Genomic DNA, 23,410 nt, shown 5'->3' with positions numbered 1-23,410 from the left:
AGAGTCCGCCACGTCAGATCTCGAAGGGGAACGCTGTGGCTGGTCATGGATCGGCGCCGCGCAGCACGACCAAGGGGCTGGTGGGACGCGACCGGGAACTGGAGCTGCTTCGGTCGTACGTCGACCAGGTGCTCGGGCGCGGTGGGGTGCTGGTGCTGTCCGGTGAACCGGGTGTCGGCAAGTCCGTGCTTCTTGATGCCGCGGTAACGGCGGCGACGGCGGCCGGTGCGCTGGTCCTGCGCTCCGACGGGGTCGAGTTCCTCGCGGATCTGAGCTTCGCCGGACTGAACCACGCACTCGAACCCCTGCTGCACGAGTACGACGGGCTCGACCCGGTGCACCGGGAAGCCCTGACCGTGGCGCTGGGCGCGAGTGACGGCGCCCCAGTGGATCGGCTGGTCCTGTACGGGGCCGTACTGGCACTGCTCCGCCGGGCAGCGAGCAGCCGTCCCGTTCTGCTGGCCATCGACGACCTGCAATGGATCGACCGGGCGAGCGCCGCGGCGCTCGCGTTCGTCGCCCGGCGGCTGACCGGGAGCCGAGTGGGCCTCCTCGCAGCCTCACGGCCGGGGTTCGAGAGTTCCTTCGAACGCGCGGGGCTTCCCGAACTCACCGTGTCCCCCCTGGACGACAGGGCGGCAGCCACCCTGGTCGGCACCCACTTCCCGCTGCTTACCGGGCAGGAGCTGCGTCGGGTCCTCGCGCAGGCGCGGGGCAACCCACTGGCACTGTTGGAACTGCCGGCCGCGCTCGACGACTCGCGAGGCAGCGCGGGAGTGCTGCTGTCCGAGGTACTCCCGCTCAGCCGTCGGCTGCGGGACCTGTATGGCTCCCGGGTCGCGGAGATGCCGGCCCCCACCCGCCGCCTGCTGCTCCTGGCCGCGCTGGAGGGCGGCGGGGACCTGTCGGTCCTGCGGGCCGCCGCCCCCGGCGAGGACGTACCGGCCCTTCTCGCTCCCGCGGAGCGGGCGCAGTTGCTGCGGATCGAACACCGAGGTCTGGGGCGGCTGTCCTTCCACCATCCGCTGATCCGCGCGACCGTCGTGTCGGGCTCGACCAGCGGTCAGCGCCTGGACGCCCACCTGGCTCTGGCCGAAGCGCTCACCAGTAAGCCCGATCGCCGGGCCTGGCACCTGGCCGAGGCCACACCCGATCCTGACGAGCAGGTCGCCGCGCTCCTGGAGGACACCGCACACCGGGTCCGCCGACGCGGGGACGCCGTCGGCGCCTTCAACGCGCTGGTGCGGTCCGCCGACCTCACTCCCGGCCCCGCGAACCGCGCCAGACGGCTGGCCGAAGCCGCCTTCGTGGGCGCGGACGTGGCCGGAGAGCTGCGTACCGCGGCCGAACTGCTCGTGGAGGCCCGACGTGCCGACCCGGAACTCCGGGGATCGTTGCGGGCGGCGGCCGCGGCCGCCCAGGTGCTGCTCAACCGCGACGGTGATGTCAACACCGCGCACCGGCTGCTGGTCGGCGCGATCATGACCCGCGACGGCAGGTCCGACGGCGACGACGAGGCGTTCTTCGAGGCGCTGTGCACCCTGCGCAGGGTGTGTCTGTGCGCGGGCAGACCCGAGCTCTGGAACGCGTACCAGGCCGCCATGTCGCAGCTGACCGTGCCGATGCCTCCCCTCCAGGAACTGCTCGGCGACGTCTACGCCGACCCGGCACGCTCCTCCCCGACAGCCCTCGGCCTTCTCGATACGGTCATCCACGACCTGCACCGGCAGACCGACCCGAGCCGGATCGAACGGATCGCGATGGCGGCGCTGTTCGTGGACCGGGCGACAGGGTGCCGTGCGGCGCTCTGGCCCGTCGTCGAAAACGGGCGCGAAGGCGGCGCGGTCACGTCGGCGCTCATCGCGCTGGTGGTGCTGTGCCTGGACGACTTCACGACGGGTCGGTGGGACGAGTGCGGCCGTCTCGCCGCGGAGGGGCTGGCGCTGAGCGAGGCCCACGGCTATCAGATGCTGGCCCAGCAGTTCCACCGGGCCCAGGGCCTGCTGGCCGCGGCGCGGGGCGACGACGGCACGGTGCGGGGGCTGGCACAGAGGATCACGGAGTGGGCGGTACCCCGCGGTGCGTGGACCGTCGAGCACTTCGCGCGGCACATGACGGCACTGGCCGCCCTGGGACGTGGTGACCACGAGGACGCCTTCCTCGACGCCTCGGCGATCAGCCCTTCAGGCGTGCTGGCCCCGCATGCCCCGCTGGCTCTGTGGGTTGCCATGGACCTCGTGGAAGCCGCGGTGCGCAGCGGACGCCGAGCCGAGGCACTCGCCCATGTCGCCGCGATGCGGGAGACGGGCCTGCCCGGAATCTCCGGCCGCCTGGCACTGGTCACCGCCGGTTCGGCCGCGCTCGCCGCCCCCGAGGACCGGGCCGCCGACGCCTTCGAGGAAGCGCTCGCCGTTCCCGGTGCCGAGCGCTGGCCCTTCGACCTGGCCCGCGTCCGCCTGGCCTACGGGCAGCACCTGCGTAGCGCACGGGCCGCCCAGGACGCCCGGACGCACCTCGCCGCCGCCCTCCAGACCTTCCGCGGTCTCGGGGCCGCCCCCTGGGTCGCGCGGGCGGCCGAAGAGCTGCGGGCCACCGGCCGTACCGCCACCTGGGGGGCCCATCAGCACCTGGGGGCCGAGCCGCTCACGGAGCAGGAACACCAGATCGCCGCACTCGCCGCGACCGGGCTGACCAACAAGCAGATCGGCGAACGTCTCTTCTTCTCCCACCGAACCGTGGCGGCCCACCTGCACCGGATCTTCCGGAAGCTCGGCATCACCTCGCGTGTCACCCTCGGCGAGGCCCTGGCCGCGCTGCCGCCTCAGCAGTCCCGGGCGGAGCGGTCTGCCACCTCTTCGCAGGCCTAGAAGGCGTTGCTTCCTGCAAGGGACGCGAGCGCGTCCCTCAGTGCCGCACGTGAGGCGATTCCAAGTTTCGGGAACAACCGGTAGAGGTGCGAACCAACGGTTCGGGGCGAGAGGTGGAGACGTTCGCCGATCTGCTTGTTGGTCAACCCGGAAGCGGCGAGTACGGCGATCTCCTGCTCCTGCGCGGTGAGGGTCACGGAACCGTGCTTCGCTCCGGTGCGGGACCGGCGGGTGGTGCGGAGTTCGCCCATGGCCCGGTCGGCCCACGGCCGGGCGCCCAGGTGCTCGAACACCTCGGCCGCCGAGTCCAGCTGGGCTCGGGCCTCCGTGACGAAGCGCATGCGCCTCAGACGCTCCCCGTAGGCCAGCCGGATCCGCGCCAGATCGAAGGGCCAGTCCTGCGCTCCCGGGACGCCCAGCGCCTGCTCGAAGCACCCGACCGCGCCGTCATCGGGTGCTGCCAGCGCGACCGAGCCCGCCACCAACAGCGCCAGCCGCGGGGAGAGAGCCGCGACACCGGCTTCCCGCATCGCACGCACGTGTGCCTCCGCCTCAGCGGTGCGCCGCGTGTGCACCGCCGCTTCCACCAGGTCCATGCAGACCCACAGCGCGTACGGAGCGTGGGGCGCGAGTCGGCCCGCAGGGCTGATCGCCACGGCGTGCCGGTACGCGCATTCGTAGTCGCCGGCACCGAGTTCGGCCAGGACTCGCGCATGGTCGGCGAAGGCCGCCGCCGCCAGAACTCCACGAGGCACGGCCCACTGCGTGATTCGGTCGGCCGTACTCCTGCTCTCTTCGAAGTGCCCGTGGACGGCGGCGAGCAGGGCCTGGTGGTACTCGAAATACCAGGAGAAGAACGGGTATTGGCGCTCCTCGCAGAGCCTCAGGCCCTCGGCGGCCAGCGTTTTGGCCTCCTCCCACCGGCCGGTCGGGAAATCCTGCAGGCACAGGTGCATGAGCGCGTCGATGTGCCGGCGCACGTGGCCGCCCCGGCGTCCCCGACGGACCGCGTCCCAAGAGACGCCCCGCAGTTCCGTCAGCCGGTCGAGGCGGACAGGGGCCATGCCGTGACGGCCGACCGAGCCGGTGCCGGCAGGTTCCCTCCACGTCCTGCCGCAGGCGGAGAGCGGAGGCGGTGCAGTCGGCTTCAGACGGTCGAGGGCCGCGTGGAAGGGTTCCCACAGGGCATCGCGACCACCGGCCCAGCACACCAGCTGCAGGATGTGCAGTGCCTCGATGAGAAGGTCGTCCTCGGCGTCGTATCCATGGCTGCCGGTCTCGATGGCCTCCACCAGGAGACGGTGGGCCATGTCGATGTCGCCGTCACCGCCGTTGAGCAGGAGGAGAGCCGCCGTGGCGGCGGTCAGCGGAGACCCGGTGAGGCCCGGGTCCGCGCGCCGGGCGCGGTCGAGGAGTTCCGACGCCGCGCGCAGCTCACCGGTCGCGTCGGCACCGAGGTATGCGGCCCGGGTCAGTCGGCGTCCTCGGTCCACGGCACGGGGGCTCAGCTCGGCGGCCCTGGTGAACGTGGCGACCGCCTCTGCAGCGTCACCTCGCGTGGCGGCACGATGCCCGGCCTCCTCCAGCAGAGCGGCGACACGCTCGTCGGGAACGAGCGTTGCCCGTCCCAGGTGCCAGGCCCGCCGCTCAGGCGTCTCCGCGCGGATCTCGGCCAGGGTCTTGTGGGCCTGGCATCGCTCGGTCAGGGTGCTGGTCTCGACGACCGCGGCCCTCGTCAGCGGATCCCGGAAGACGAACCGTCGGTTCGTGTCGTCGAACGTGATCAGACGGTCCGACTCCACCGCTGACAGCGCCGTAAGAGCCTTCGAGTCGTCCGATCCGGCACGGAGGACTCCTGGATCTCCGGTGTCGTCGAGGGCGAGCAGCAGCAGAAGCCGGCGCGACTCGGCGGGAAGGCGGGCCACGCGCGAAGCGAGGCGGATCCGAAGACGTGAGGAGAGGGGCAGTACGTCGTGCAGATCGGCCGGCGCGCCGCGTTGCGGGCCGCTCAGCGCGGCGGGCAGCTCCACGAGCGCCAGCGGGTTGCCCTGCGCCTGCGCCAGGACGCGGTCCCGCGCCGGTCCGGCCAGCCCCGGAAAGCGGACTCCGAGCAGTTCCACGGCCGCGTCGCGATCCAGCGGCGGCAGCGCGTACTCGGTGAGCCCGGCTCGGTCGAAGAAAGTCTCGTCTCCCGATCTGCAGGCGGCGAGGAATCCGATACGGCTGCCCGCCGACCGACGGGCGACGAAGCCCAGCACCTCCGAACTGGCCCGGTCGAAACAGCCGAGGTCGTCCACGACGATGAACACAGGGCGTTCGGTTGCCACTCGGCGCAGCAGGAAGATCACCGAGTCGGAGACGTGAAGACTGTCGGGCACCGGATCGCCCCCGTAGCCCAGCGCACTGCGCAGAACCCTCCGGTGGGTGTCCTCCAAGCGCTCGATCCGGTCGTTCAGCGGCAACAGCAACTGGTGAAGGCCGGAGTAGGCGAGCTCGGACTCGAACCGGACGCCGACGGCCGACAGCACCCGGGCACCCGACCCGGACATGACCCTGGCGACCTCCCCGAGCACGGCGCTCTTGCCCACGCCCGGCTCCCCGGAGAGCAGCAGGGCACGGCCCGCGGCCGAGCCCTGCCCGATCAGCGCCGTGATCTCCCGGAGTTGCCGCGCACGCCCCACCACCTCAGGGGACTGACTGGCGTCCGCGGCAGGGGTCTTGGGCAACCGTTCGACGCGCGAGCCGAGTGACATGGGTACTCCGTACGTTTGCGCCGTCCCTCCCGCTGTAGGGCGGGAAGGCTTGGGCTCACTGTGCACCGGTCGGCGAGGACAAACATCAGTCACGTGACTGCGTGGCGACTTGCGGGTCATTTGACTGATGGTGCGAGCACACGAGGGCCTTGCAGAATCGTGATGTCCCTGAATCACACGAGCGGCGCTGGATGCATCACACCGTGTGCCCTCCGAATCTCCCGTGCTCCCAAGATCTACCGAGCGGTGATGTGATGAGAGAACCCGACAGTTGTACGCCGGTGGTGTGCCGGATGCTTGTCCGTCTGGTCGTCGCCGAAGGAGTGGACCGGCCGGTGATGCTTGATCTGTCCTACGACAGAGCCGATCCCTACGCGGTGTCCCTGACGTTCCACATGCGCGCAGACACGACCGTGCGCTGGGTGGTCGGTCGCGATCTCCTCCTGGACGGGCTGGCGAAGCTCACCGGCGTCGGTGACGTCCAGGTCTGGCCCTGCCGGGACCCGGGGGCGGACCATGTACACATCGCACTGTGCCCGTGTCCGAAGCAGGAGGCGGTCGTGGTGACCGCCTCGGCGCGAGCCCTCGGGGGCTTTCTGCAGCGAACCCTCGCGGTGGTGCCCCCCGGTACCGAGGAGTGCCACCTGGACATGGACGGAGCCGTCCACCAACTCCTGAGCGGCCCCGGTGAGTCACTTCGATAAGGGCCATCCGAGCCGGACGGACCGACGCCGTACGGGGACGAGCGTCCCCGGCGCACAGGCACCCCGCCCATCTCGAGGTGCGGAAGGAGCGCGCCGAGGACGTCCAGTTGCGGATCGCCGACTGGATCACCCGGTTCGCCGGATCGATGCGGTTCGTCTACATCCACGTGGCGGCACAACACGCCACTCACTGAGCCGCCGTCGCATGTCACACCGGCCCGGCCTGAGCGGTCTACATGGTGACGGACAAGGAGCAGAGGGAGTCATGCGAGAGATTCTGATTGTCGGCGGCGGATACGCGGGCTTCTACACCGCCTGGGGTCTGCAGAAGAAGCTGCGTTCGGACGAGGCGCGGGTCACGGTCGTCGACCCGCGCCCGTACATGACCTATCAGCCCTTCCTGCCCGAGGTGGCGGCCGGTTCGGTGGAGGCACGTCACGCCGTCGTGTCACTGCGGCGGCACCTGCGGGGCACCCGGCTGATCTCTGGCACGGTGACCGGGATCAGCAACGCGGACCGTACGGTGACCGTCCGCCCGGTGCGCGGCGACGCCTACGAGCTTCGGTATGACATCCTCGTGGTCACCGCCGGCGCGGTGACCCGCACCTTCCCCATTCCCGGACTCGCGCAGCAGGCCATCGGCCTCAAGCACGTGGAGGAGGCCGTGGCGATCCGTGACCGGCTGATGACCGCGTTCGACCAGGCCGCGTCGCTGCCGGCCGGCCCCGAGCGGCAAAAGCTGCTCACCGTCACGTTCGTGGGAGGCGGGTTCTCCGGCGTCGAGGGCTTCGGTGAACTGCTGTCACTGGCGACCGCGATGCTCAGGTCCTATCCGGAACTGAGCATCGACGACCTGTCCTTCCACCTGGTCGAGGCCCGGGGCCGCATCCTGCCCGAGGTGAGCGACCGGCCGGGTGCCTGGGTGGTACGCCACCTGGAACGCCGCGGCGCACATGTCCACCTCAACACGCAACTGCTGTCCGCCGAGGACGGCCACGTCGTCCTCTCCGACGGAGCGGAGTACGACTCCGAGCTGATCGTCTGGGCCGCCGGCAACGCCGCGAACCCGGTCGTGCACAACCACACGGACCTGCCCCTCGACGAGCGCGGTCTGCTGCTGGCCCGCGCCGATCTACGCGTGGGCACGGACGCCGAGCCCGTGCCGAACGTGTGGGCCGCCGGCGACGACGCGTCCATCCCCGACCTGGCCTCGCCGGTGCCGGGCGCGCGCACGGTGCCGAACGCCCAGCACGCCGTGCGACAGGGCAGACGTCTCGCCAGGAACCTCGTGGCCGACCTGCGCGGGCGGCGAGTCCGGAACTACCGGCACGGCAGCCTGGGCGTGGTGGCGACGCTGGGGCTGGGGCGGGGCATCTTCCAGTACAAGGGCATCGTCATCAGGGGATTCCCGGCGTGGCTGATGCACCGGGGTTATCACGTGCTCGCGGTGCCCAGCTGGGAACGCAAGATCCGCGTTCTGGCGGTCTGGCTCACCGCGGCCCTGACAGGCCGGGATCTCGTGTCCCTCGCCTCCGTCCAGCGTCCGCGGGACGCCTTCGTCACGGGTGGGCAGCCGCAGGACCCGAGCGCCGGCCGTGCGAAGGAAGGCAGCGCACCATGACCATGTGGGGTTCTCGTTTTCATTGGGGGTACGCCGTGTCCGCACGCGAGGAGGCCGCCCGCGGCCTGCCCGACATCGAGGGCTTCTTGTACCGGGAGGCTCACAGGGGAGCGACGTACCGCCGCGTGGCGGCATTCACCGCGCGCGTGGAGGGGCTCACCCCCGAGCAGAAGCGGGACATCGAGCAGTGGTACGTCGACGAGCAGAAACACGTAGCCCGCATGGTGACCGATCACATCGCCGAACGCGTCGGCGCGATGGAGGCGCAGCACCACGTCAGGATCCGGCAATGGCTGCGGGGAACACTCACCGGAATGGTGCTGATCACCCTGACGATCATCGCCTGCGTCGTGGTGATCCTTGGCTCGTCGCGGTGACCGCCGAGCGCTAGGAACGCCCGGTGCGATACAAGCCCCGGCCGGCGCGCTCAATGCGGGAGGAGGCGACGAGGCGATCGAGTGTGCTGCGGACCGCGTTGATGCTTCCGCTGTCGGCGTCACGGCCGAGCGCCGCCGCGACCTGGGCCGGTGACGACCGAGGCGAGAAGCTTTCGGGAGTCCTCCGCGAACCCGACAGCAGCGGTGCGCAGAGCTGGTGCAGGCCGGCGTAGGAGAGCTCCATCTCGGACTGGACGCCGGCCACGCCGAAGGTACGGCATCCGGTGGCACGACCCAGCAGGTATTTCAGCAGCTCGGTTTTCCCGATCCCCGCCTCACCTCGAAGGACCAGGACTCCGCTGCGCCCGTCCCTGGCGCCCGCCAGCAGGTCGTCGAGGGCCCGACGCTCGCTCCGCCTGCCGAGGAGTTCCGGCTCCGGAACCGCGGCTCGTCATGGCAGCCTCCCACGTCAGATCCTCATGGCGGCGCGTCGGCTGGCGCGTAGCCGGATGACTGCGGCCGTGGCGCAACCGAGGCGAGCCGGTTCCATCGGAAACGGCTGCGAAAGTGGAGAACTTCCGACTTTGAGCGAGCGTAGTGGTCGAGTGCCGTCCGGAACGACGGTCCGACGGGTCGGCCACGGATCTCCCACGGCACGACCACGCAATCCCCTACGGCCTTCCAAGGGCGCGCCGGGCTGCCCTCGGGCGCGACATTGGTGCCGGCTGCTCTTCGAGCTGCTGACCCACGGAGCAGAGGAGCCGGACATGGACACACAGCTGACCGAGACCGGGCAGAGCCGGGAGACGGCGGGCACATCCGTCATCGCGCTGGACGACGCGACCTGGGTGTTCGTGCAGGCCAGGCCCGGGCTGCTCACCCTCGCCAGGCACATCGTCGGAAACGCGAACGAAGCCGAGGACGTCATCCAGGAGACGTGGCTGCGGTGGCAGGATGCCGACCGCACGGCCGTCTCCAATCCGCCGGCACTGCTCAGGACGACCGCCGTCCGGCTGGCCATCAACGTCGTCCAGTCCGCCTGGAAGCGCCGGGAGTCCTGTGACAGCCCCTCGCTCCCGGAGCGGGTGGACCACCACGCGGGCCCTGAAGAGGTGGCCGAGCGGCAGGACGCCGTCGAGCGAGCGGTCCTCCTGCTGATGGAAACCCTGACTCCGAGGCAACGCGCCGCGTACGTCCTGCGGGAGGGCTTCGGCTGCCCGTACGACCGGATCGCCGAGATCCTGCATCTCAGCGTCGTCAACACGAGGCAGCAGGTTGCACGCGCCCAGCGGCGTCTCAACGGGGACCGCCGCAGGCAGCAGGTCGACTCCGTCGCGCACCGGCGTCTTGTTCAGGCGTTCCTCTCGGCGGCCCAGACGGGTGACCTCGGGCACCTGGAGAGGGTGCTGTCGAGTGATGCGGGCGGTCGGCGGTGACTGCTGCGGCAGGTGTCAGCGGGCCTCCGGGCGGGCGGAATGTCGTCGACGCAGACGTGGCTGGGCCGGGTGACGGCGTACCGGACGTCGTCGGCGACTTTCCTCGGGCTCAGCCTCTCGCGGCTAATCCAGGCTCGACGGGGACGACGCGTACCCACGCGCCGTCGCCTCCTGCCGCAACGCCTCTTGGCCCGGACGAGGAGGTCAGGGGTAGGGCGTATGCCGGTTCAGAGCGGTTGAAATGACGATCATGCGCTCGCCGAGGGCCGCGAGTTCCTGGCGCAGTTCCGTGACCCGGTCACGAAGCTCGGCGGCTTCGGCGGTCAGCGACTCGAATGTGGCAGCGAGGTCGATGCGGTCCTCATGGATCAGGGACATCGTGGGTGGCTCCATGACTTTGCGTTCGAGCAGCGCGAGCCGCCCTCCCGGAGGAATGAAGTCGGCCCGTTGGCAAAGGACATCGGTGGCCCTCTCCTTTCGGTGAGGGCCACCTCGAGAAATTACTTCTGCCGTGACAGCCAGTCGGCGAAGCGGGTCTCCGCGATGTGCGCGTCCGGGCCGGGCAGGAGTGTGTTCTCCTGCAGCGGGGCGCCCCAGTACGTCGCCTGCGGATCCGTGACGATCTTGCGGGGGTCGTTCAGGGCGGTCAGTCCCATGCGGATGAACTCCTCCAGCTGGAACGCCTCAGGACCGGCGACCTCCACCACGCCTCCCACCGGTGCGCCGACCGCGGTGCGGGCGACGGCCACGGCCACGTCGTCGGAGACGATGGGCTGGATCTTGGCGTCGGGGAGGTGCACGGTGTCACCCTGGGTGACCCCGTCGGCGAGTCCCTTCGCGAACTCGAAGAACTGGGTGGCGTGGACGATGGAGTAGGGGTTGCCGGACGCCTTGATCAGGTCTTCCTGGACCTGCTTGGCGCGGAAGTACCCGCTCCCCTGGAGACGGTCGGTGCCGACCACGGACAGCGCCACGTGATGCGCCACGCCGGCCTGGGTCTCCGCCTTCAGCAGGTTGGTCGTCGAGGTGCGGAAGAACTCCATGACAGCCTCGTCCTCGAACGAGGGCGAGTTCGACACGTCGACCACCACTGACGCACCCTGCAGGACCTCGGCAAGGCCCTCACCCGTCAGCGTGTTGACGCCGGTGTTGGGGGACGCCGCGACCGCCTCGTGCCCGTGCTCGCCAAGCCCGGCGACCACCTTCGAGCCGATGAGCCCGGTCCCACCGATCACTACGACCTTCATGACGGAATTCCTTTCGAGTTTCCCTGATGCCTCTACCAGTAGAGACCGGCCACCGGTTCTGTTTGTGACACCTCTTATTCGACGAGTTTGCCCGTGGTCGAGACTTCCTCCATCAGGGCGGAAATCTCTTCGGGGACGGCCGGAACGCTCTCGCGGGTGACGCCCGTCGTCGGGGACCACACGAGGTCGACCTGCAGAGCAGGATCCATGTCGGGATAGTCGCTGCGGTTGTGGCAGCCGCGGGTCTCCCGGCGCTCCAGTGCCGCTTCGAGGGTGGCCCGGGCCGCCAGCGCGGCGGACTTGAGGTCGAAAGCGTGCGCGAGGTCCTGACGGCGATCCGCCAGTCCCGCGCGCAGGCCGTCTTCATCGCGGACGACGCCCGCGTGCTCGGTCATGGTGTTGCGGATGGCGCGTTGCAGAGCACGAACGTTCTCCGGCCCGTCGGCGGCGAGGAGATCGTCGACCTCCTCCCGGGCCTCCGCGATGGCCGACGCCGACCGCGGCTGCGCGGTCAGGGACTCTGAATAGGCGGCCGCCGCCCGGCCGGTGAGGCGGCCGAAGACAAGCAGTTCGATGAGGCTGTTGCCGCCGAGGCGGTTGGCGCCGTGCAGGCCGCTCGACGCCTCGCCGATGGCGTACAGGCCGCGGACGTCCGTGCTGTGGTCCTCCGGGCGCACCCACACCCCGCCCATCGAGTAGTGCGCGGTGGGCGCGATCTCGATCGGCTCGCGGGTGATGTCGAGCATCTGCAGGTCCAGGTACCGATCCGCCGGCATCTCCGCACCAACGCGCGCCGCCTCGATAAAGAGAACCCCGAGCGCCACGTCATAGGCCCAGAACATCGCTTCACCGGAGATCACTGGCACAGTCCTGCTCAACCGCACTCCTCCCCCCAGCCGACGCTTTCCAGCCCTAATCATGGCTGATCGGCTCAGACACTTGTCCCGGTTGGCTCATCACGCCTTCGAGCCGCGACCAGCACTTTCGCAACAGGGCCTAAGAGCATCGCCACAGTGTGACCACTCTGTCGAAAGTGACAGTGTGATGCTCGCCGGAGACAACGACCATGGCAGACCTGTAACGGAATGAGGGTGTGCCCGGTCGAAGAGAAGACGCGATCGACCTGGTGCCCGCCTTGTGGTGACACCGGACTCTGTGGCGGCCGGCCCCTCCCCTGTGCGCGTGCAGCCAAAGCAACCGTGTCCAGGCGCCTACGGGCCGGACCGTCACACGGTGAACCAACGAGTGCGCCATCGACAGCACGGGTCCTGAGAGGAACGGAGACAGAGGAACATGCATCTTGACAGGCCCTCCACTACGAGCACGATGGACGAGGCCGTTTCTGTCTTCGTGGAGCTCCGTCCACGTCTTTTCGGTATCGCCTACCGCTTGCTGGGAAGCGCGGTGGAGTCCGAGGACGTGGTCCAGGAGGTGTGGCTGCGCTGGCAGAAGACAGACCGTTCGGCGGTGGAGAATCCCATAGCGTTCCTGTCCAAGGCAACCACCCGGCTGGCCATCAACGTGGCCCAATCCGCCCGCGTGCGGCGTGAGACCTACATCGGCCCATGGCTACCCGAGCCCATAGACACGAGCAACGACCCGGAGGCGGGCGCGCAGCGGGCAGAGGCCCTCGAACTGGCCCTGCTCCTCGTGCTGGGCAAGCTGAATCCGACCGAGCGGGCCGCCTACGTGCTGCGTGAGGCATTCGACTACGCCTACGCCGATATCGCGGAGATACTCGGGTTCACCGTCGTCAACGTGCGCAAAATCGTGAGCCGGGCCCGTAAGCACCTGTCGGCCGACCACCAGGAGACCGTGGACGCGGCCGAGCACCGGCAGCTACTCGACACCTTCGTCTCGGCGGCGCGTACCGGGGACATCGCGTCCCTGGAGGCTCTTCTGACACCGGACGCCGTCTCTCTGCCCTGCTGACGATGACCAACGAGGCGTCGCTCAGCCCTCTGCTTCCCCAACGTGCGCTCACCGTCCTCGCACGCCTTTCGCACGCCTGAGTAACCGCGTGTCGAGCGCTGAGGCTGCGTTCGCGGTGTCACAAACCACCGCCGGACCTGGTCCTAGTCAGTGACCACCCGGAGCGATGGGAGCAATCGTGGCTATCACCGAACAACGTCTTTCCACCATGGTGCTGGTGATCGGTACCGGCGGGGCCGGCCTCAGGGCGTCGATCGAGCTGGCCGAGGCCGGTGTCGATGTCATGGCCGTCGGCAAACGCCCCAAAGAGGACACCCACACATCCCTGGCCGCCGGTGGGATCAACGCGGCCCTGGCCACGATGGACCCCGAGGACAGCTGGCAGCAGCACGCCGCCGACACTCTCAAGGAGAGCTACCTGCTCGGCGATCCCCGCACCGCCGAGATCGTCACCCAGGGCGCCGCCCTGGGCATCGACGACCTGGAGCGCTACGGCATGGCCTTCGCCAGGGAGGAGGACGGCCGTATCTCGCAGCGCTTCTTCGGCGCGCACAAGTTCCGGCGCACCGCCTTCGCCGGCGACTACACGGGCCTGGAGATCCAGCGCACCCTCGTCCGGCGCGCGAGCCAGTTGAACATACCCATGCTCGACAGCGTCTACATCACCCGCCTCCTCGTGCACGACGGTGCAGTCTTCGGTGCTTACGGCTTCGACCTCACCAACGGACAGCGTCACCTCATCCACGCCGACGCCGTGATCCTTGCGGCCGGTGGCCACACCCGCATCTGGCGACGCACCTCTTCGCGCCGTGACGAAAACACCGGCGACTCCTTCCGCCTGGCCGTCGAGGCCGGTGCCCGGCTGCGCGACCCCGAGTTGGTCCAGTTCCACCCGTCCGGAATCATCGAGCCGGAGAACGCCGCGGGCACCCTCGTCAGCGAGGCCGCCCGCGGTGAGGGCGGCATCCTGCGCAACGCCCTCGGCGAGCGATTCATGACCCGCTACGACCCGCAGCGCATGGAACTGTCCACGCGCGACCGCGTGGCCCTCGCCTCCTACACCGAGATCAAGGAGGGGCGTGGCACCCCCAACGGCGGCGTGTGGCTCGACGTCTCCCACCTGCCTCGGCAGACGATCATGAATCGACTGCCCCGGGTCTACCAGACGCTTCTGGACCTCCAGATGCTCGACATCACTCGCGACCCCATCGAGGTCGCCCCCACGGCTCACTACTCGATGGGCGGCGTCTGGGTCCGTCCCGAGGACCACAGCACGGACGTCCGCGGCCTGTACGCCATCGGCGAGGCGTCGAGCGGCCTGCACGGTGCCAACCGCCTCGGCGGCAACAGCCTCATCGAGCTCCTCGTCTACGGCCGCATCACGGGCCAGGCCGCTGCCGCCTACTCCGAGTCACTCACCGCCCAGCCCCGGTCCGCGGCAGCCATCGCCCAGGCCCGTGGCGAGGTCGACGAACTCCTCGCCGCCGACGGACCCGAGAACGTCCGCGCCCTGCAGCGCGCCATCCGCAACACCATGACCGAACACGCGGGCGTCGTCCGCGACGAGGAGGGCCTGCGCACCGGTCTGGCGGAACTGGACACCATCGAGAAGCGTATGGAGAACGTCGGCGTCCACCCCGACATCGCCGGGTTCCAGGACCTCGCGCATGCCTTCGACCTCAAATCGGCCGCTCTGGCTGCCCGCGCCACCCTCGAAGCGGCACTTGAACGCCGGGAGACCCGCGGCTGCCACAACCGCAGCGACTACCCCGGCATGGATCCCGCTCTCCGCGTCAACCTCGTGTGGTCCCCGACCACGGGAATCACCCACGAAAGCATCCCCTCCATCCCGAAGGAGATCACCTCACTCATGGAGGACGTCTCCACCGACGGAAAGCTCGTCGAGTAACGCACAGCGGGAGACCACGCGGCTTCCGCCCCAGACGCGCGCGCCTTGTCACCGCAGTAACCGTAAAGAAAGCCATTCACCATGCTCACAGGACGCGACCGAACCACTTCTCCCGGATCCGGCACTTACGCGGCAGTCACCGGTGCCTACACCATCGATCCGGCCCACACGACGGTCGGATTCTCCGTCCGGCACGCCATGATCTCCAACATTCGCGGCAGGTTCGACCGTTTCGAGGGCCTCCTCCTGCTGAACGGCTCCGACCCCTCCCGGTCGACGGCGTACATGAGTGTCCAGACCGACAGCATCGACACGGGGATCCAGGAACGCGACGCGCACCTGAGAGGACCCGAGTTCTTCGACTCCGCGACGTTTCCCCTGATGGCCTTCCGCTCCACGGGAATCGTCCAGCGCGGCGACGACGAGTTCCGTCTCACCGGCGGCTTGCGCATCAAGGACGTCGAGCTGCCGCTGGACATCGATCTCGTCTACGGCGGCGTCGGCGTCGGCGTCGACGGACAGCACCGGGTCGGCTTCGAGGGTACGGCCACCCTGCGACGTTCGGACTGGGGGCTCACCTGGAACACGACTCTGCAGGCAGGAGGCGTGCTCGTCAGTGACAAGGTGACTCTGGCCCTGGACATCTCGGCGGTACGGATCGATCAGGACGCGGCGGCGTGAAGGCGGTGAGGTCGTCGAGGGTGACAGTTCCTGTGTCCTCGCCGCCCTCCAGTGCCTGGCACCGGCCGATGCTCGCCCGCCATGCCGGTGAGGAACACCGCACCGCCACCGCGCTGGAGTTGTTCTTCGACCTGTGTTTCGTCGCCGCCGTCGCCCAGGCGGCCTCGGCGTTCGAGCACGAGATCACTTCGGGCCGTGCTGGTCACGGCCTCCTCGGTTACGCACTCGTGTTCTTCGCGATCTGGTGGGCCTGGATGAACTTCACCTGGTTCGCCTCCGCCTACGACACGGACGACGTGCCGTATCGCCTCCTCACCCTGGTCCAGATCACCGGAGCCCTGGTCATGGCCGCAGGGGCCACGAAGGCCCTGGAGCACGAGGACTTCCGGATCATCACGTGGGGCTATGTCCTCATGCGGCTCGCCATGGTCAGCCAGTGGCTGCGCGCCGCGTACACGGACCAGGAACGCCGGCGGTCGGCACTGCGGTACGCCCTGGGCATCTCAGTCCTGGAGATCGGCTGGCTGGTCCGCCTGGCCCTGCCCCACGACGGCGGTATCGCCTCGTTCGCCGTCCTCGCAGCCGGTGAACTCGCGGTGCCGGTCTGGGCCGAACGTGCCGTGGGCACCACATGGCACCCGCACCACATAGCCGAGCGCTACGGTCTGTTCACCCTGATTGTGCTCGGAGAGTCCATCACCGCGGCTGCCCTTGCCGTCCGCACCGCCCTGGGCACCCATGCGGAAGTCGGCTCCGTCCTGCTCATCGCACTGGGTGGCATCCTGACCGTCTTCGCCCTGTGGTGGCTGTACTTCGCCCAGGACGCACCGCGTCGCCTCAAAACCCAGACCACGGCCATGCTGTGGGGCTACGGGCACTACGCGGTGTTCGCCGCAGCAGCGGCCGTAGGGGCAGGACTAGCCGTCAACGTCGCCCATCTCACCGACCATGGCACTCTCACCGACGTCCAGGCCGCGGCCACGTACACGGTGCCCGTCGCCGTCTTCATCGCCTGCGTGTGGCTGCTGCACCGGCGGACCGTGCAACTGCCCACCAAGGCCAACGTCCTTCCCCCGGTCGCGGCACTCGCCGTCCTCGCCACCACCTTCACGACGATCGCCGTACTGTGCACCGGCGTCATCGCGTCGCTTCTGATCGGTGCGTCCCTCGTCGTAGCCCATCGCGAAGCCCACGCGCCCTGAACTGTGCCGCCGCACGACTTCACACTTAGTGGCATCACAGTGTGTTCTGTCCAACACACTCCCAAGTGACCTCCCCCCTGGGCGGTCACCACATCCTCGCGCCCCGAAAGGCATCATCATGCGCAATATGCTGCGTGCAGCAGCTGTCGGTGCAGCGTGCACCGCGCTTTCCCTCACCTCCGCGGTCGCCCAGGCGACTCCCGGAGGTCCCGGCGTAACCGGCAAGGTCCTTGCCCAGAAGACCATCGGAGATCGGGACTACATCCTTCGCCAGGTCACCATTCCGCCCGGCCAGGGAACGGGCTGGCACTACCACGACGGCACCCTGTACGCGTATGTCAAGCAGGGAACGCTGAGTCACTTCGATGCCACGTGCGCATCCGACGGCGTATACGACAAGGGCAGCTCCCTGAAGGAACCGTCGGGCGCGGACCATGTGCACCTGGGCCAGAACCGCGGCACTACGGAGGTCGTCCTCGAAGTCCTCTACGTGCTGCCGCACGGCGCCCCGTTCGCCGAGGACGCCCCCAACCCCGGCTGCACGTTCCAGTAGCCCAACGCGCCGCACTACGGCCGCGTCCTTCGTAGGGACGCGGCCGATGGCTGACAGCTGTCACAGCTCCTCCCGCTGCCCGGTCAATCGGGTGTCAGCAGCTTGCGGTGGCATCCACGCGAGCCCCGCAGCGAGGAGGAGGCAACATGGCAGGGACCCAGGTCAGTCGACGCACTCGGGCGATCGCTGTAAGCCCGCCGACAGAGCTCCAGCACGAACCGAGGGAGGACGGGAAGATGCTCCGAGGGACCGACCGGCAAGCCGATCCCGCCGCCGCCACCGCGTCACTGGCGGCGGAGGCCGCCCTGCTCGAGGGGCGGCTGAGCCAGCTCCGAGAGGCCATCCACACGGTGGACGCACGCATAGAGTCGATCTCCGAGACCCTCCGGCGGCTGCGCCACACGACGTCCGGGTCCGATGACCGCGCGCCTCGCTCGGGCGACACAGACGACGCCGGCCCCGGTCACTCGGCGACGCGCCACCACTGACGGACCGAGCAGACAGACGGAGCCGTGCCGTCCCGGATCGTCGTGGCACGGCATGCGAGCTGACGGGTCCGCCCGCTTTCGTTACCGACCGGCGCCCATGAGGGGATGCGCACCCGGACGTTGCCGAGCCGAACTGGATCGCCGAGCACCTGAGCAGGCGCGGGTCGAAACCCGCCTGCTCGGTCTCGGACAGCCGGCCCCACGAACAGAACGGCTGGATTCAGTTCGTTGCCTCCTGAAGCACCCATCCGTTGCCGTCCGGGTCGCTGAATGCCGCATACGAGCAATAGCTGCGACGTTGCGGATCAGGGCCGCTGATCCGCCTTTCATCCGTGCAGCGGTGAAATATCTCGCTCGTGTCGTGGAAGATCCCGCCCATCTCCACACCCCTGCCGAGGAGCTCTTCGTGGGCCTTCACGATGTCGGAGACGACGAGGTGGAGCCCCTGCGCCGAACCGGGTACGGCAGTGGTGACCCCGACGCCGAAGAGAATCGAGCAAGGCGAGCCGGGGGGAGTCATGTGCACCACCCGGTAGGTGTCATCGGTGACGTGATCGGCATCCAGGCGGAACCCCACCGCCTCGTAGAACGCTCTGGCCCGGTCGACGTCGGAGACGGGCAGAACCACAACTTCCAGCTTGAAATCCACTGTCGTCATCACTTTCACGGACGGAGAAACGGTGTCGGACGGCTCACTCCGATGGAATGACGGAGGAAGTCCCAGCAGTCGGCGGCTCGGGAAGGTCCTCCAGGAAGTCCGCAGCCGGCGCGAAGAACATGGAGCCTGTCACCGGGACGGAGAAGTCCAGGATGCGGTCGTGCGGCGCCGACTCCGTGCCCAGGAACATTCGCTCCAGCATCGTCTCCGTCACCTCGGGGGTGCGGGCGTAACCGATGAAATACGTGCCGAACTCCGCACGGCCCACGGCGCCGAAGGGCATGTTGTCGCGCAGGATCTCGAGTTCTTTGCCGTCCGCGTCGGTGAGGCTGGTGAGGGCGACGTGTGAATCCGCAGGTTTGACGTTGTCGGCGAGCTCCACGTCGGACAGCTTTCGCCGGCCAATTGCTCTCTCCTGCGCCTCGACGGACAGTTCCTCCCACGCGTCGAGATCGTGCAGGTACTTCTGCACGACGACGTAACTCCCGCCCGAGAAGGACGGATCCTCGTCGCCGACGACTACCGCCGCGTGCGCCGCGGGACCCGTCGGATTCTCCGTTCCGTCGACGAAGCCGAGCAGGTCGCGTTCGTCGAAGTACTTGAAGCCGTGCACCTCGTCCTGGACTGTCACTGCCTGGCGCAGTCGGCTCATGATCTCCGTGGCAAGCGCGAAGCACAGGTCCAGACGGGAGGCGCGGATGTGGAAGAGCAGGTCGCCCGGGGTGGCGACGGCTCGGTGCACCGGGCCGTTCACTTCCCGGAAGGGATGGAGTCGGGCAGGACGCGTCCCGGAGAACAGGCGGTCCCAGGCGTGCGAACCGATGCCGGTGACGCAACTCAATCTGCCGTCGGGCTGGGCACGGAATCCCACGGCCCGTTCCAGCGAGCCGATGTCCGACAGCAGCTCACGGACGGTGGCCTCGCCGCCGCTGTCGATCGTCACGACGAGAAAGATCGCCGCACTGGTCAGCGGGGACAGAACCATCTGAGGCACCGGTTCCGCGACGTCTCCGGTCATGAGCGTTTCCCTTCCACCCTCCGGCAGCGGCAGATGTGTCATCAACGCCAGTAGTCGTCCAGACGATCAGTCCGGGACAACTCACGCTTCTCCTCGTGTGTCAACGGATGCGCGGTAGCGGCATGCTTGATCGCGTGGAAGGCCTCCTTGTCCAGGACGCCTTTGGATCGCAGCTCTTCCAGTAGCAGGGCCAGCGCATTGGTGTTCGCGCACGCCTTCTCCATGGTCCGGTCGAGTTGCGGTTGGTTCACCAGAGCAAGAGGGTCTGGCGCCGCTTGTGATGTGTCCTCATCGGCGATCAGCACCAGGTTGTGACGACGGGCTCCTTCCCCGGCCCGCTGCCACACGCGGCGCCCGAAGCGCATACGCAGAGGTTCGTCACTGATAGCGCGGCGGATGACGTCGAAGAACTCATGCGGCTTCCTGAGAAGCTCCTCCAGCCGCTCATCGTCCTCGTCGGACACCTCGGTGACGAACGTCGCCGTGATCGTCTCCTCGCTGACGTCCTCTCTGTACCTGGTCGGAACGAGACTGAGTCCTTCGATCTCGAGAGCGGAGACGCGGAGTTCCTCCACCTCCTGGATCTCCGCCTTGTAGATGTAGATCTCCGGTCTGCGTCCTTGGGAGACGGCGGTCCAGCCCTCCGACACGCGCCAGGTCGCGTCAGTCCCCTGAATGTGCGGTCCATCGGCCGTGGAGGCCGCCTGGAGCTCGGCGTCCAATTCTTCGTGCCGTTCGTCCGGCACATGGAGCTCCAGCGCGAAGCGGCGCAGGGAACGGCCATTGTGGACGGAAACGACGGCAGGCAGCTCTGCGGCCGTGAGTTCGCGGACCGCGCCGAGCAGAGTGAGGTGCAGTGTCGTCATTGCCGATTCCCTTCCATGCCGGTCTCAAGGGTCTCTTCTCGAGGTCTCGGACGGGTGCAGTCACACGATCCGCTCGGTACACAACAGTGGTTTCCACACTATCACTGCATGGCATGTGTCAACCAGTCCCAAGCACGCGGCAGAGATCGGTGACCCGGCAGCCCACGCCTCACCGGCTGAACAGTTCGAAGACAACAGCCGGCACCCCACCGAAACGTGGGCTCGGGGCGCTGGTGCTCTCGGTCAGGAATCGTCGTGCATACGATGGGGTCCTCGTCGGTCAATGCCTCGAGGTATGTGCGGTGCTCGCGAAGCGAGAGCACCGCACGCTCCAAGCCGTGATCAGCACGCACCGCGTGCGTGGGGTTCGGGGAATTGGCGACGGCCACCCATCGGACCCCGTTCCATGGCTGGAGACCCGCCTCGGTCAGTTCGGGGAAGATCCAGCGATTACCGGCATCCGCTGCCGCGTCGAGAGCGGCGTGCGCCACGGCCACGTGGTCCGGGGTGTTCCAGGCGTCGGCACTCCAGGTCGTGTGATGGTTGAGCGTGATGACCAGTTCGGGCCGGTAGCGGCGCAAGGCCGCAGCGATGTCGCGGCGCAGCGGGAGGCCGTATTCGATCATGCCGTAGCGATGGTCGAGAAACTGTGTCCGGTCGGCTGTCCGGTCCCTGTGACTACAACCTGTCCGCGTACACACACTTTCTGCACGCGGTGATCGAGCATCTGGCGCTGCCGAAAATCATGCTGCTCGGCCATTCCCACGGTGGGTTCGTGGCCAACGCTACGCTCTTGATCATCCGGACCGCGTGGCCTCGCTGATCCTGTACGACACCTCTCCGGTGACCGGTGACGACTTCTGGCGGACCGCGGTTGCCAACTTGGAGCACGTCGCCCGTCACCACGTCTCCGAGCACCCCGAGGTGGCCGGCTACGTCGCCGGGCTGACCAGCCGACCCGACCGGTTCGACGACGAAGGCGCGACGGAGGTGCTGCGCATGATCGCTCCGGCCTACTTCCACGACCACTGGGGCCGCGAGGAGATTTCGCCCCGGGGCGCCAAGCCCTGCGCATGTACGCGGCACCGGCCTGGGGCGAGGGCCCCGCGTTCGACGTACGAGAAGAACTGTCCGCCCTCACCGCCCCCACGTTGGTACTGGTCGGAGACGACGACTTCATCTGTGGGCCGCACTGGGCCAGGATGATCCACGAGACCGTACCCGGGTCACAGCTCGCCCTCCTTCGTCGGACAGGGCATCTGGGCCATATCGAGAGCCCCGAAGCATTCACCACCGCAGTGGTCGAGTTCCTCTCTTCCGTCTCCGGAGACACCACATGAGGTGGCGAGCGCACTCGGGAACTGCCGTTCCCACCACGGCATTTCCCACCACCGAATGTGCCGTCTGTTGTAGATCCGCGGCAACTCCCCGCGCCCGCATTGCCCCCTCCGCAGAGCACCGGGCGTCCCTGTGCCGACCAGGCGGGGCTCGGTGCGGACATGGACGGGCGCCGAACCACGACGCAGAGCCCTACGTGCGAGAGCACGTAGGGGTGCCCCCTCCGCGCCGCACCGGGGCGAGTCGCGTATGACTGCCCCGTCGGCCATGGTCACGTGACCGATGCGTCAGCCATACGTCACAGGCAAGAGTGAAGCGGCAGTTCTTCAGGGCAGTCACGCTCCCCCGTGGACGACGCAGGGAAGGCAAGAGCAACGGCGAGATGAACGCGTCAGGTCGAGCGCGGTCAACGTGGTGCACCGGCACGTCGGTGGTCTGCGGCGGACACTGGAACCGGGGCTGCCCAGCCGGACGCAGGCCGAGCATCTGGGGCGCACCGCCGGCGGGTACCGGCTGCTGGTCGACGCCTCCACATCCGATCTGCTGCGCTTTCGTGGCCTGCGCACACAGGCGCAGCAGGCGGTGAGAGCAGGCGAGCCCGCACGGGCGGCGCGGTATTTCCTGGAGGCGGTGCCTCTGTGACGTGATCCGGTGGTGGCGGCCGGCACGACAGTGGCGCGGCATCCGCTGTTCACCTCGGTGGGGCACGAGTTCGTGGCGACAGCGAAGGAGGCCGCCGACGTGGTCCTGACAGCGGCGCCGAGGGCGACGGAGGAAGTGCTCACCGCACTGCGCCGTGCGGTGGACCACCACCCCTTCGATGAGGCACTGCACTCACGGATCATCGCCGCGCTGGCCGCCACCGGTCGGCAGGGCGAGGCACTTCGGCAGTGCGAGATCATCCGGCGCACTCTGGCCGAGGACCCGGGAGCAGAACCCGGACCCGACCTGCGCGCCGCCCGGGAGCGCCTCTCCGGCTCATGCCGTCCGACGGGACGACCGGCCCGGCTCTGGTCCCGGCATCCAGCCGGGCGCCGACGGTCCCGCATTTCCGGAGCGACGGCCTCGCAAGGCCGACCCAACTACCAGGAGACTGCGCTCCGTTCACCGGACGAGGCCAAGCTGTCGAACGGTGCATGGAACTTCTGCCCACGCCCGCGCAGGGCCGCTCGTACGGCACGACCGCGGTCCTCTGCGGCATGCCCGGAGTGGGTAAGACAACGTTGGCGGGGCACTGGGCCCACAGGATCGCCGACCGCTTCCCCGGCGGCCAGATCGGCGCCAGACTGCCCGCCGGGTTGATCGCATGCGCGTGCCGAAACGAGGTCTGCGCCCGAACTGTCGTCGCGCCCCCCTCTCGGACATGGCGGATCGGAACACCGGTACGGCGCAGCATGGCCGTCATGCGCTCGTCCCGGGGAGAATGAGGCCGTAGACCTCTCCCCAGCCCTGTGTGACGGCGCTGCGGCCGAGACCGTCCAGGAGTCGGGTCCCCATCCCCTGGCTCTGCCAGGCGTCTTCGACCAGGAGTGCTGCCTCGGCGTTGCCGTTGTCCGGCATCAGATGGCCCACCGCGACGAGACGTCCGGACGGGCCCCGGACCGCCAGGTGCACGGACCCTCGGCGGGACAGCAGCGCCCCCCCCTCTTCTCCTTTCCGCAGGCAGGAGAGCGACATTCGTCGGCGGTCCCGTTCACCCACCGGCCTGCGTGCGTGGGCCCGGGCATGAGACCGGGCCATGCGGGGCGATGTGACAGCCG

General features: G+C 68.7%; 21 protein-coding genes and 4 pseudogenes. 15 read left to right on the top strand and 10 right to left on the bottom strand.

Going from position 1 to position 23,410, the window contains the following annotated elements; all coding sequences use genetic code 11:
- Nucleotides 1-35: 35 nt before the first annotated feature.
- Nucleotides 36-2,867: a helix-turn-helix transcriptional regulator gene (locus tag B5557_RS42190; protein ID WP_079664469.1), complete on the top strand. Its 2,832-nt coding sequence runs from the start codon at nucleotides 36-38 to the stop codon at nucleotides 2,865-2,867.
- On the opposite strand, the gene B5557_RS42185 is transcribed toward B5557_RS42190, so the two are convergent.
- Nucleotides 2,864-5,620, bottom strand: a complete 2,757-nt coding sequence (locus tag B5557_RS42185) for an AAA family ATPase (RefSeq protein WP_079664468.1) — start codon at nucleotides 5,618-5,620, stop codon at nucleotides 2,864-2,866. The two genes, B5557_RS42190 and B5557_RS42185, sit on opposite strands and share 4 nt — an antisense overlap.
- A 293-nt stretch (nucleotides 5,621-5,913) precedes the next feature.
- Between B5557_RS42185 and B5557_RS42180 the strand changes: the two genes are divergently transcribed.
- The 3 genes from B5557_RS42180 (at nucleotide 5,914) to B5557_RS42170 (ending at nucleotide 8,322) form a co-directional block, all read left to right on the top strand.
- Nucleotides 5,914-6,324: an SsgA family sporulation/cell division regulator gene (locus B5557_RS42180; RefSeq protein ID WP_231976171.1), complete on the top strand. Its 411-nt coding sequence runs from the start codon at nucleotides 5,914-5,916 to the stop codon at nucleotides 6,322-6,324.
- Nucleotides 6,325-6,589: 265 nt separating this feature from the next.
- Nucleotides 6,590-7,945, top strand: a complete 1,356-nt coding sequence (locus B5557_RS42175; protein ID WP_079664466.1) for an NAD(P)/FAD-dependent oxidoreductase — start codon at nucleotides 6,590-6,592, stop codon at nucleotides 7,943-7,945.
- 35 nt (nucleotides 7,946-7,980) lie between these two features.
- A complete protein-coding gene (locus B5557_RS42170) occupies nucleotides 7,981-8,322 on the top strand; it encodes a hypothetical protein (protein WP_079665279.1) in 342 nt (113 codons plus the stop codon).
- A gap of 10 nt (nucleotides 8,323-8,332) precedes the next feature.
- Here B5557_RS42170 and B5557_RS42165 read toward each other — a convergent pair.
- A pseudogene (locus tag B5557_RS42165) lies at nucleotides 8,333-8,740 on the bottom strand (ATP-binding protein); the annotation flags it as partial.
- Between the two features lie 349 nt (nucleotides 8,741-9,089).
- On the opposite strand from B5557_RS42165, the gene B5557_RS42160 reads away from it, so the two are divergent.
- On the top strand, nucleotides 9,090-9,758 hold the full coding sequence (locus tag B5557_RS42160; RefSeq protein ID WP_079664464.1) for a sigma-70 family RNA polymerase sigma factor: 669 nt from the start codon (nucleotides 9,090-9,092) through the stop codon (nucleotides 9,756-9,758).
- A gap of 204 nt (nucleotides 9,759-9,962) precedes the next feature.
- On the opposite strand, the gene B5557_RS44065 is transcribed toward B5557_RS42160, so the two are convergent.
- The 3 genes and pseudogenes from B5557_RS44065 to B5557_RS42150 all read right to left on the bottom strand — a co-directional run.
- Nucleotides 9,963-10,136, bottom strand: a complete 174-nt coding sequence (locus tag B5557_RS44065) for a hypothetical protein (protein ID WP_159424504.1) — start codon at nucleotides 10,134-10,136, stop codon at nucleotides 9,963-9,965.
- 122 nt (nucleotides 10,137-10,258) lie between these two features.
- On the bottom strand, nucleotides 10,259-11,005 hold the full coding sequence (locus B5557_RS42155; RefSeq protein WP_079664463.1) for an SDR family oxidoreductase: 747 nt from the start codon (nucleotides 11,003-11,005) through the stop codon (nucleotides 10,259-10,261).
- 74 nt (nucleotides 11,006-11,079) lie between these two features.
- Nucleotides 11,080-11,763 (bottom strand): annotated as a pseudogene (locus B5557_RS42150) (FAD-binding protein); the annotation flags it as partial.
- A gap of 535 nt (nucleotides 11,764-12,298) precedes the next feature.
- On the opposite strand from B5557_RS42150, the pseudogene B5557_RS42145 reads away from it, so the two are divergent.
- From B5557_RS42145 to B5557_RS42120, 6 genes and pseudogenes are all read left to right on the top strand, one after another.
- A pseudogene (locus B5557_RS42145) lies at nucleotides 12,299-12,928 on the top strand (sigma-70 family RNA polymerase sigma factor); the annotation flags it as partial.
- 217 nt (nucleotides 12,929-13,145) lie between these two features.
- Entirely contained in the window at nucleotides 13,146-14,846 is a 1,701-nt protein-coding gene (locus B5557_RS42140; protein ID WP_079664461.1) for an L-aspartate oxidase, read from the top strand.
- Nucleotides 14,847-14,927: 81 nt separating this feature from the next.
- A complete protein-coding gene (locus B5557_RS42135) occupies nucleotides 14,928-15,527 on the top strand; it encodes a YceI family protein (RefSeq protein ID WP_079664460.1) in 600 nt (199 codons plus the stop codon).
- Nucleotides 15,528-15,595: 68 nt separating this feature from the next.
- On the top strand, nucleotides 15,596-16,729 hold the full coding sequence (locus tag B5557_RS42130; protein ID WP_079664459.1) for a low temperature requirement protein A: 1,134 nt from the start codon (nucleotides 15,596-15,598) through the stop codon (nucleotides 16,727-16,729).
- 118 nt (nucleotides 16,730-16,847) lie between these two features.
- Complete coding sequence (locus B5557_RS42125; protein WP_079664458.1) at nucleotides 16,848-17,282, top strand: cupin domain-containing protein; 435 nt, start codon at nucleotides 16,848-16,850, stop codon at nucleotides 17,280-17,282.
- Nucleotides 17,283-17,518: 236 nt separating this feature from the next.
- Complete coding sequence (locus B5557_RS42120; protein ID WP_079665278.1) at nucleotides 17,519-17,770, top strand: hypothetical protein; 252 nt, start codon at nucleotides 17,519-17,521, stop codon at nucleotides 17,768-17,770.
- A 220-nt stretch (nucleotides 17,771-17,990) separates the two neighbouring features.
- Here B5557_RS42120 and B5557_RS42115 read toward each other — a convergent pair whose 3' ends face one another.
- From B5557_RS42115 to B5557_RS42100, 4 genes and pseudogenes are all read right to left on the bottom strand, one after another.
- Nucleotides 17,991-18,419, bottom strand: coding sequence for a VOC family protein (locus B5557_RS42115; protein WP_079665277.1), 429 nt, complete (start codon nucleotides 18,417-18,419; stop codon nucleotides 17,991-17,993).
- A 43-nt stretch (nucleotides 18,420-18,462) separates the two neighbouring features.
- The gene (locus tag B5557_RS42110) at nucleotides 18,463-19,446 is read right to left on the bottom strand and encodes a Dyp-type peroxidase (protein WP_079664457.1); all 984 of its coding nucleotides are present in this window, start codon (nucleotides 19,444-19,446) and stop codon (nucleotides 18,463-18,465) included.
- Nucleotides 19,447-19,487: 41 nt separating this feature from the next.
- Entirely contained in the window at nucleotides 19,488-20,312 is an 825-nt protein-coding gene (locus tag B5557_RS42105) for a hypothetical protein (RefSeq protein WP_079664456.1), read from the bottom strand.
- Between the two features lie 169 nt (nucleotides 20,313-20,481).
- A pseudogene (locus B5557_RS42100) lies at nucleotides 20,482-20,962 on the bottom strand (PIG-L family deacetylase); the annotation flags it as partial.
- Nucleotides 20,963-21,122: 160 nt separating this feature from the next.
- Here B5557_RS42100 and B5557_RS44585 point away from each other — a divergent pair.
- The 4 genes from B5557_RS44585 (at nucleotide 21,123) to B5557_RS45570 (ending at nucleotide 22,952) form a co-directional block, all read left to right on the top strand.
- Nucleotides 21,123-21,518: a hypothetical protein gene (locus B5557_RS44585; protein ID WP_180291712.1), complete on the top strand. Its 396-nt coding sequence runs from the start codon at nucleotides 21,123-21,125 to the stop codon at nucleotides 21,516-21,518.
- Nucleotides 21,464-21,652, top strand: coding sequence for an alpha/beta fold hydrolase (locus B5557_RS46420; RefSeq protein WP_443031378.1), 189 nt, complete (start codon nucleotides 21,464-21,466; stop codon nucleotides 21,650-21,652). The genes B5557_RS44585 and B5557_RS46420 overlap by 55 nt, the downstream gene beginning before the upstream one ends.
- Nucleotides 21,653-22,061: 409 nt before the next feature.
- Nucleotides 22,062-22,292 (top strand): hypothetical protein, encoded by a 231-nt coding sequence (locus tag B5557_RS45575; RefSeq protein ID WP_231976170.1) that lies wholly within the window; start codon nucleotides 22,062-22,064, stop codon nucleotides 22,290-22,292.
- Between the two features lie 9 nt (nucleotides 22,293-22,301).
- Nucleotides 22,302-22,952, top strand: a complete 651-nt coding sequence (locus tag B5557_RS45570) for an AfsR/SARP family transcriptional regulator (protein WP_331716811.1) — start codon at nucleotides 22,302-22,304, stop codon at nucleotides 22,950-22,952.
- 99 nt (nucleotides 22,953-23,051) lie between these two features.
- Here the strand turns inward: B5557_RS45570 and B5557_RS42085 are convergent, their stop codons facing one another.
- The gene (locus B5557_RS42085) at nucleotides 23,052-23,264 is read right to left on the bottom strand and encodes a hypothetical protein (RefSeq protein WP_079664455.1); all 213 of its coding nucleotides are present in this window, start codon (nucleotides 23,262-23,264) and stop codon (nucleotides 23,052-23,054) included.
- Between the last annotated feature and the right edge of the window lie 146 nt (nucleotides 23,265-23,410).

It is taken from the genome of Streptomyces sp. 3214.6 (assembly GCF_900129855.1).
Taxonomy (GTDB): domain Bacteria; phylum Actinomycetota; class Actinomycetes; order Streptomycetales; family Streptomycetaceae; genus Streptomyces; species Streptomyces soliscabiei.
This window is presented reverse-complemented; position numbering and strand designations above follow the sequence as displayed.

Coding starts and splice junctions, on each gene's coding strand:
- B5557_RS42185 (WP_079664468.1), bottom strand. CDS start 5,620: ATGTCACTCGGCTCGCGCGTCGAACGGTTGCCCAAGACCCCTGCCGCG.
- B5557_RS42140 (WP_079664461.1), top strand. CDS start 13,146: ATGGTGCTGGTGATCGGTACCGGCGGGGCCGGCCTCAGGGCGTCGATC.
- B5557_RS42130 (WP_079664459.1), top strand. CDS start 15,596: ATGCTCGCCCGCCATGCCGGTGAGGAACACCGCACCGCCACCGCGCTG.
- B5557_RS42135 (WP_079664460.1), top strand. CDS start 14,928: ATGCTCACAGGACGCGACCGAACCACTTCTCCCGGATCCGGCACTTAC.
- B5557_RS42155 (WP_079664463.1), bottom strand. CDS start 11,005: ATGAAGGTCGTAGTGATCGGTGGGACCGGGCTCATCGGCTCGAAGGTG.
- B5557_RS42110 (WP_079664457.1), bottom strand. CDS start 19,446: ATGACCGGAGACGTCGCGGAACCGGTGCCTCAGATGGTTCTGTCCCCG.
- B5557_RS42120 (WP_079665278.1), top strand. CDS start 17,519: ATGCTCCGAGGGACCGACCGGCAAGCCGATCCCGCCGCCGCCACCGCG.
- B5557_RS42175 (WP_079664466.1), top strand. CDS start 6,590: ATGCGAGAGATTCTGATTGTCGGCGGCGGATACGCGGGCTTCTACACC.
- B5557_RS42180 (WP_231976171.1), top strand. CDS start 5,914: ATGCTTGTCCGTCTGGTCGTCGCCGAAGGAGTGGACCGGCCGGTGATG.
- B5557_RS42125 (WP_079664458.1), top strand. CDS start 16,848: ATGCGCAATATGCTGCGTGCAGCAGCTGTCGGTGCAGCGTGCACCGCG.
- B5557_RS42105 (WP_079664456.1), bottom strand. CDS start 20,312: ATGACGACACTGCACCTCACTCTGCTCGGCGCGGTCCGCGAACTCACG.
- B5557_RS42160 (WP_079664464.1), top strand. CDS start 9,090: ATGGACACACAGCTGACCGAGACCGGGCAGAGCCGGGAGACGGCGGGC.
- B5557_RS44065 (WP_159424504.1), bottom strand. CDS start 10,136: ATGTCCCTGATCCATGAGGACCGCATCGACCTCGCTGCCACATTCGAG.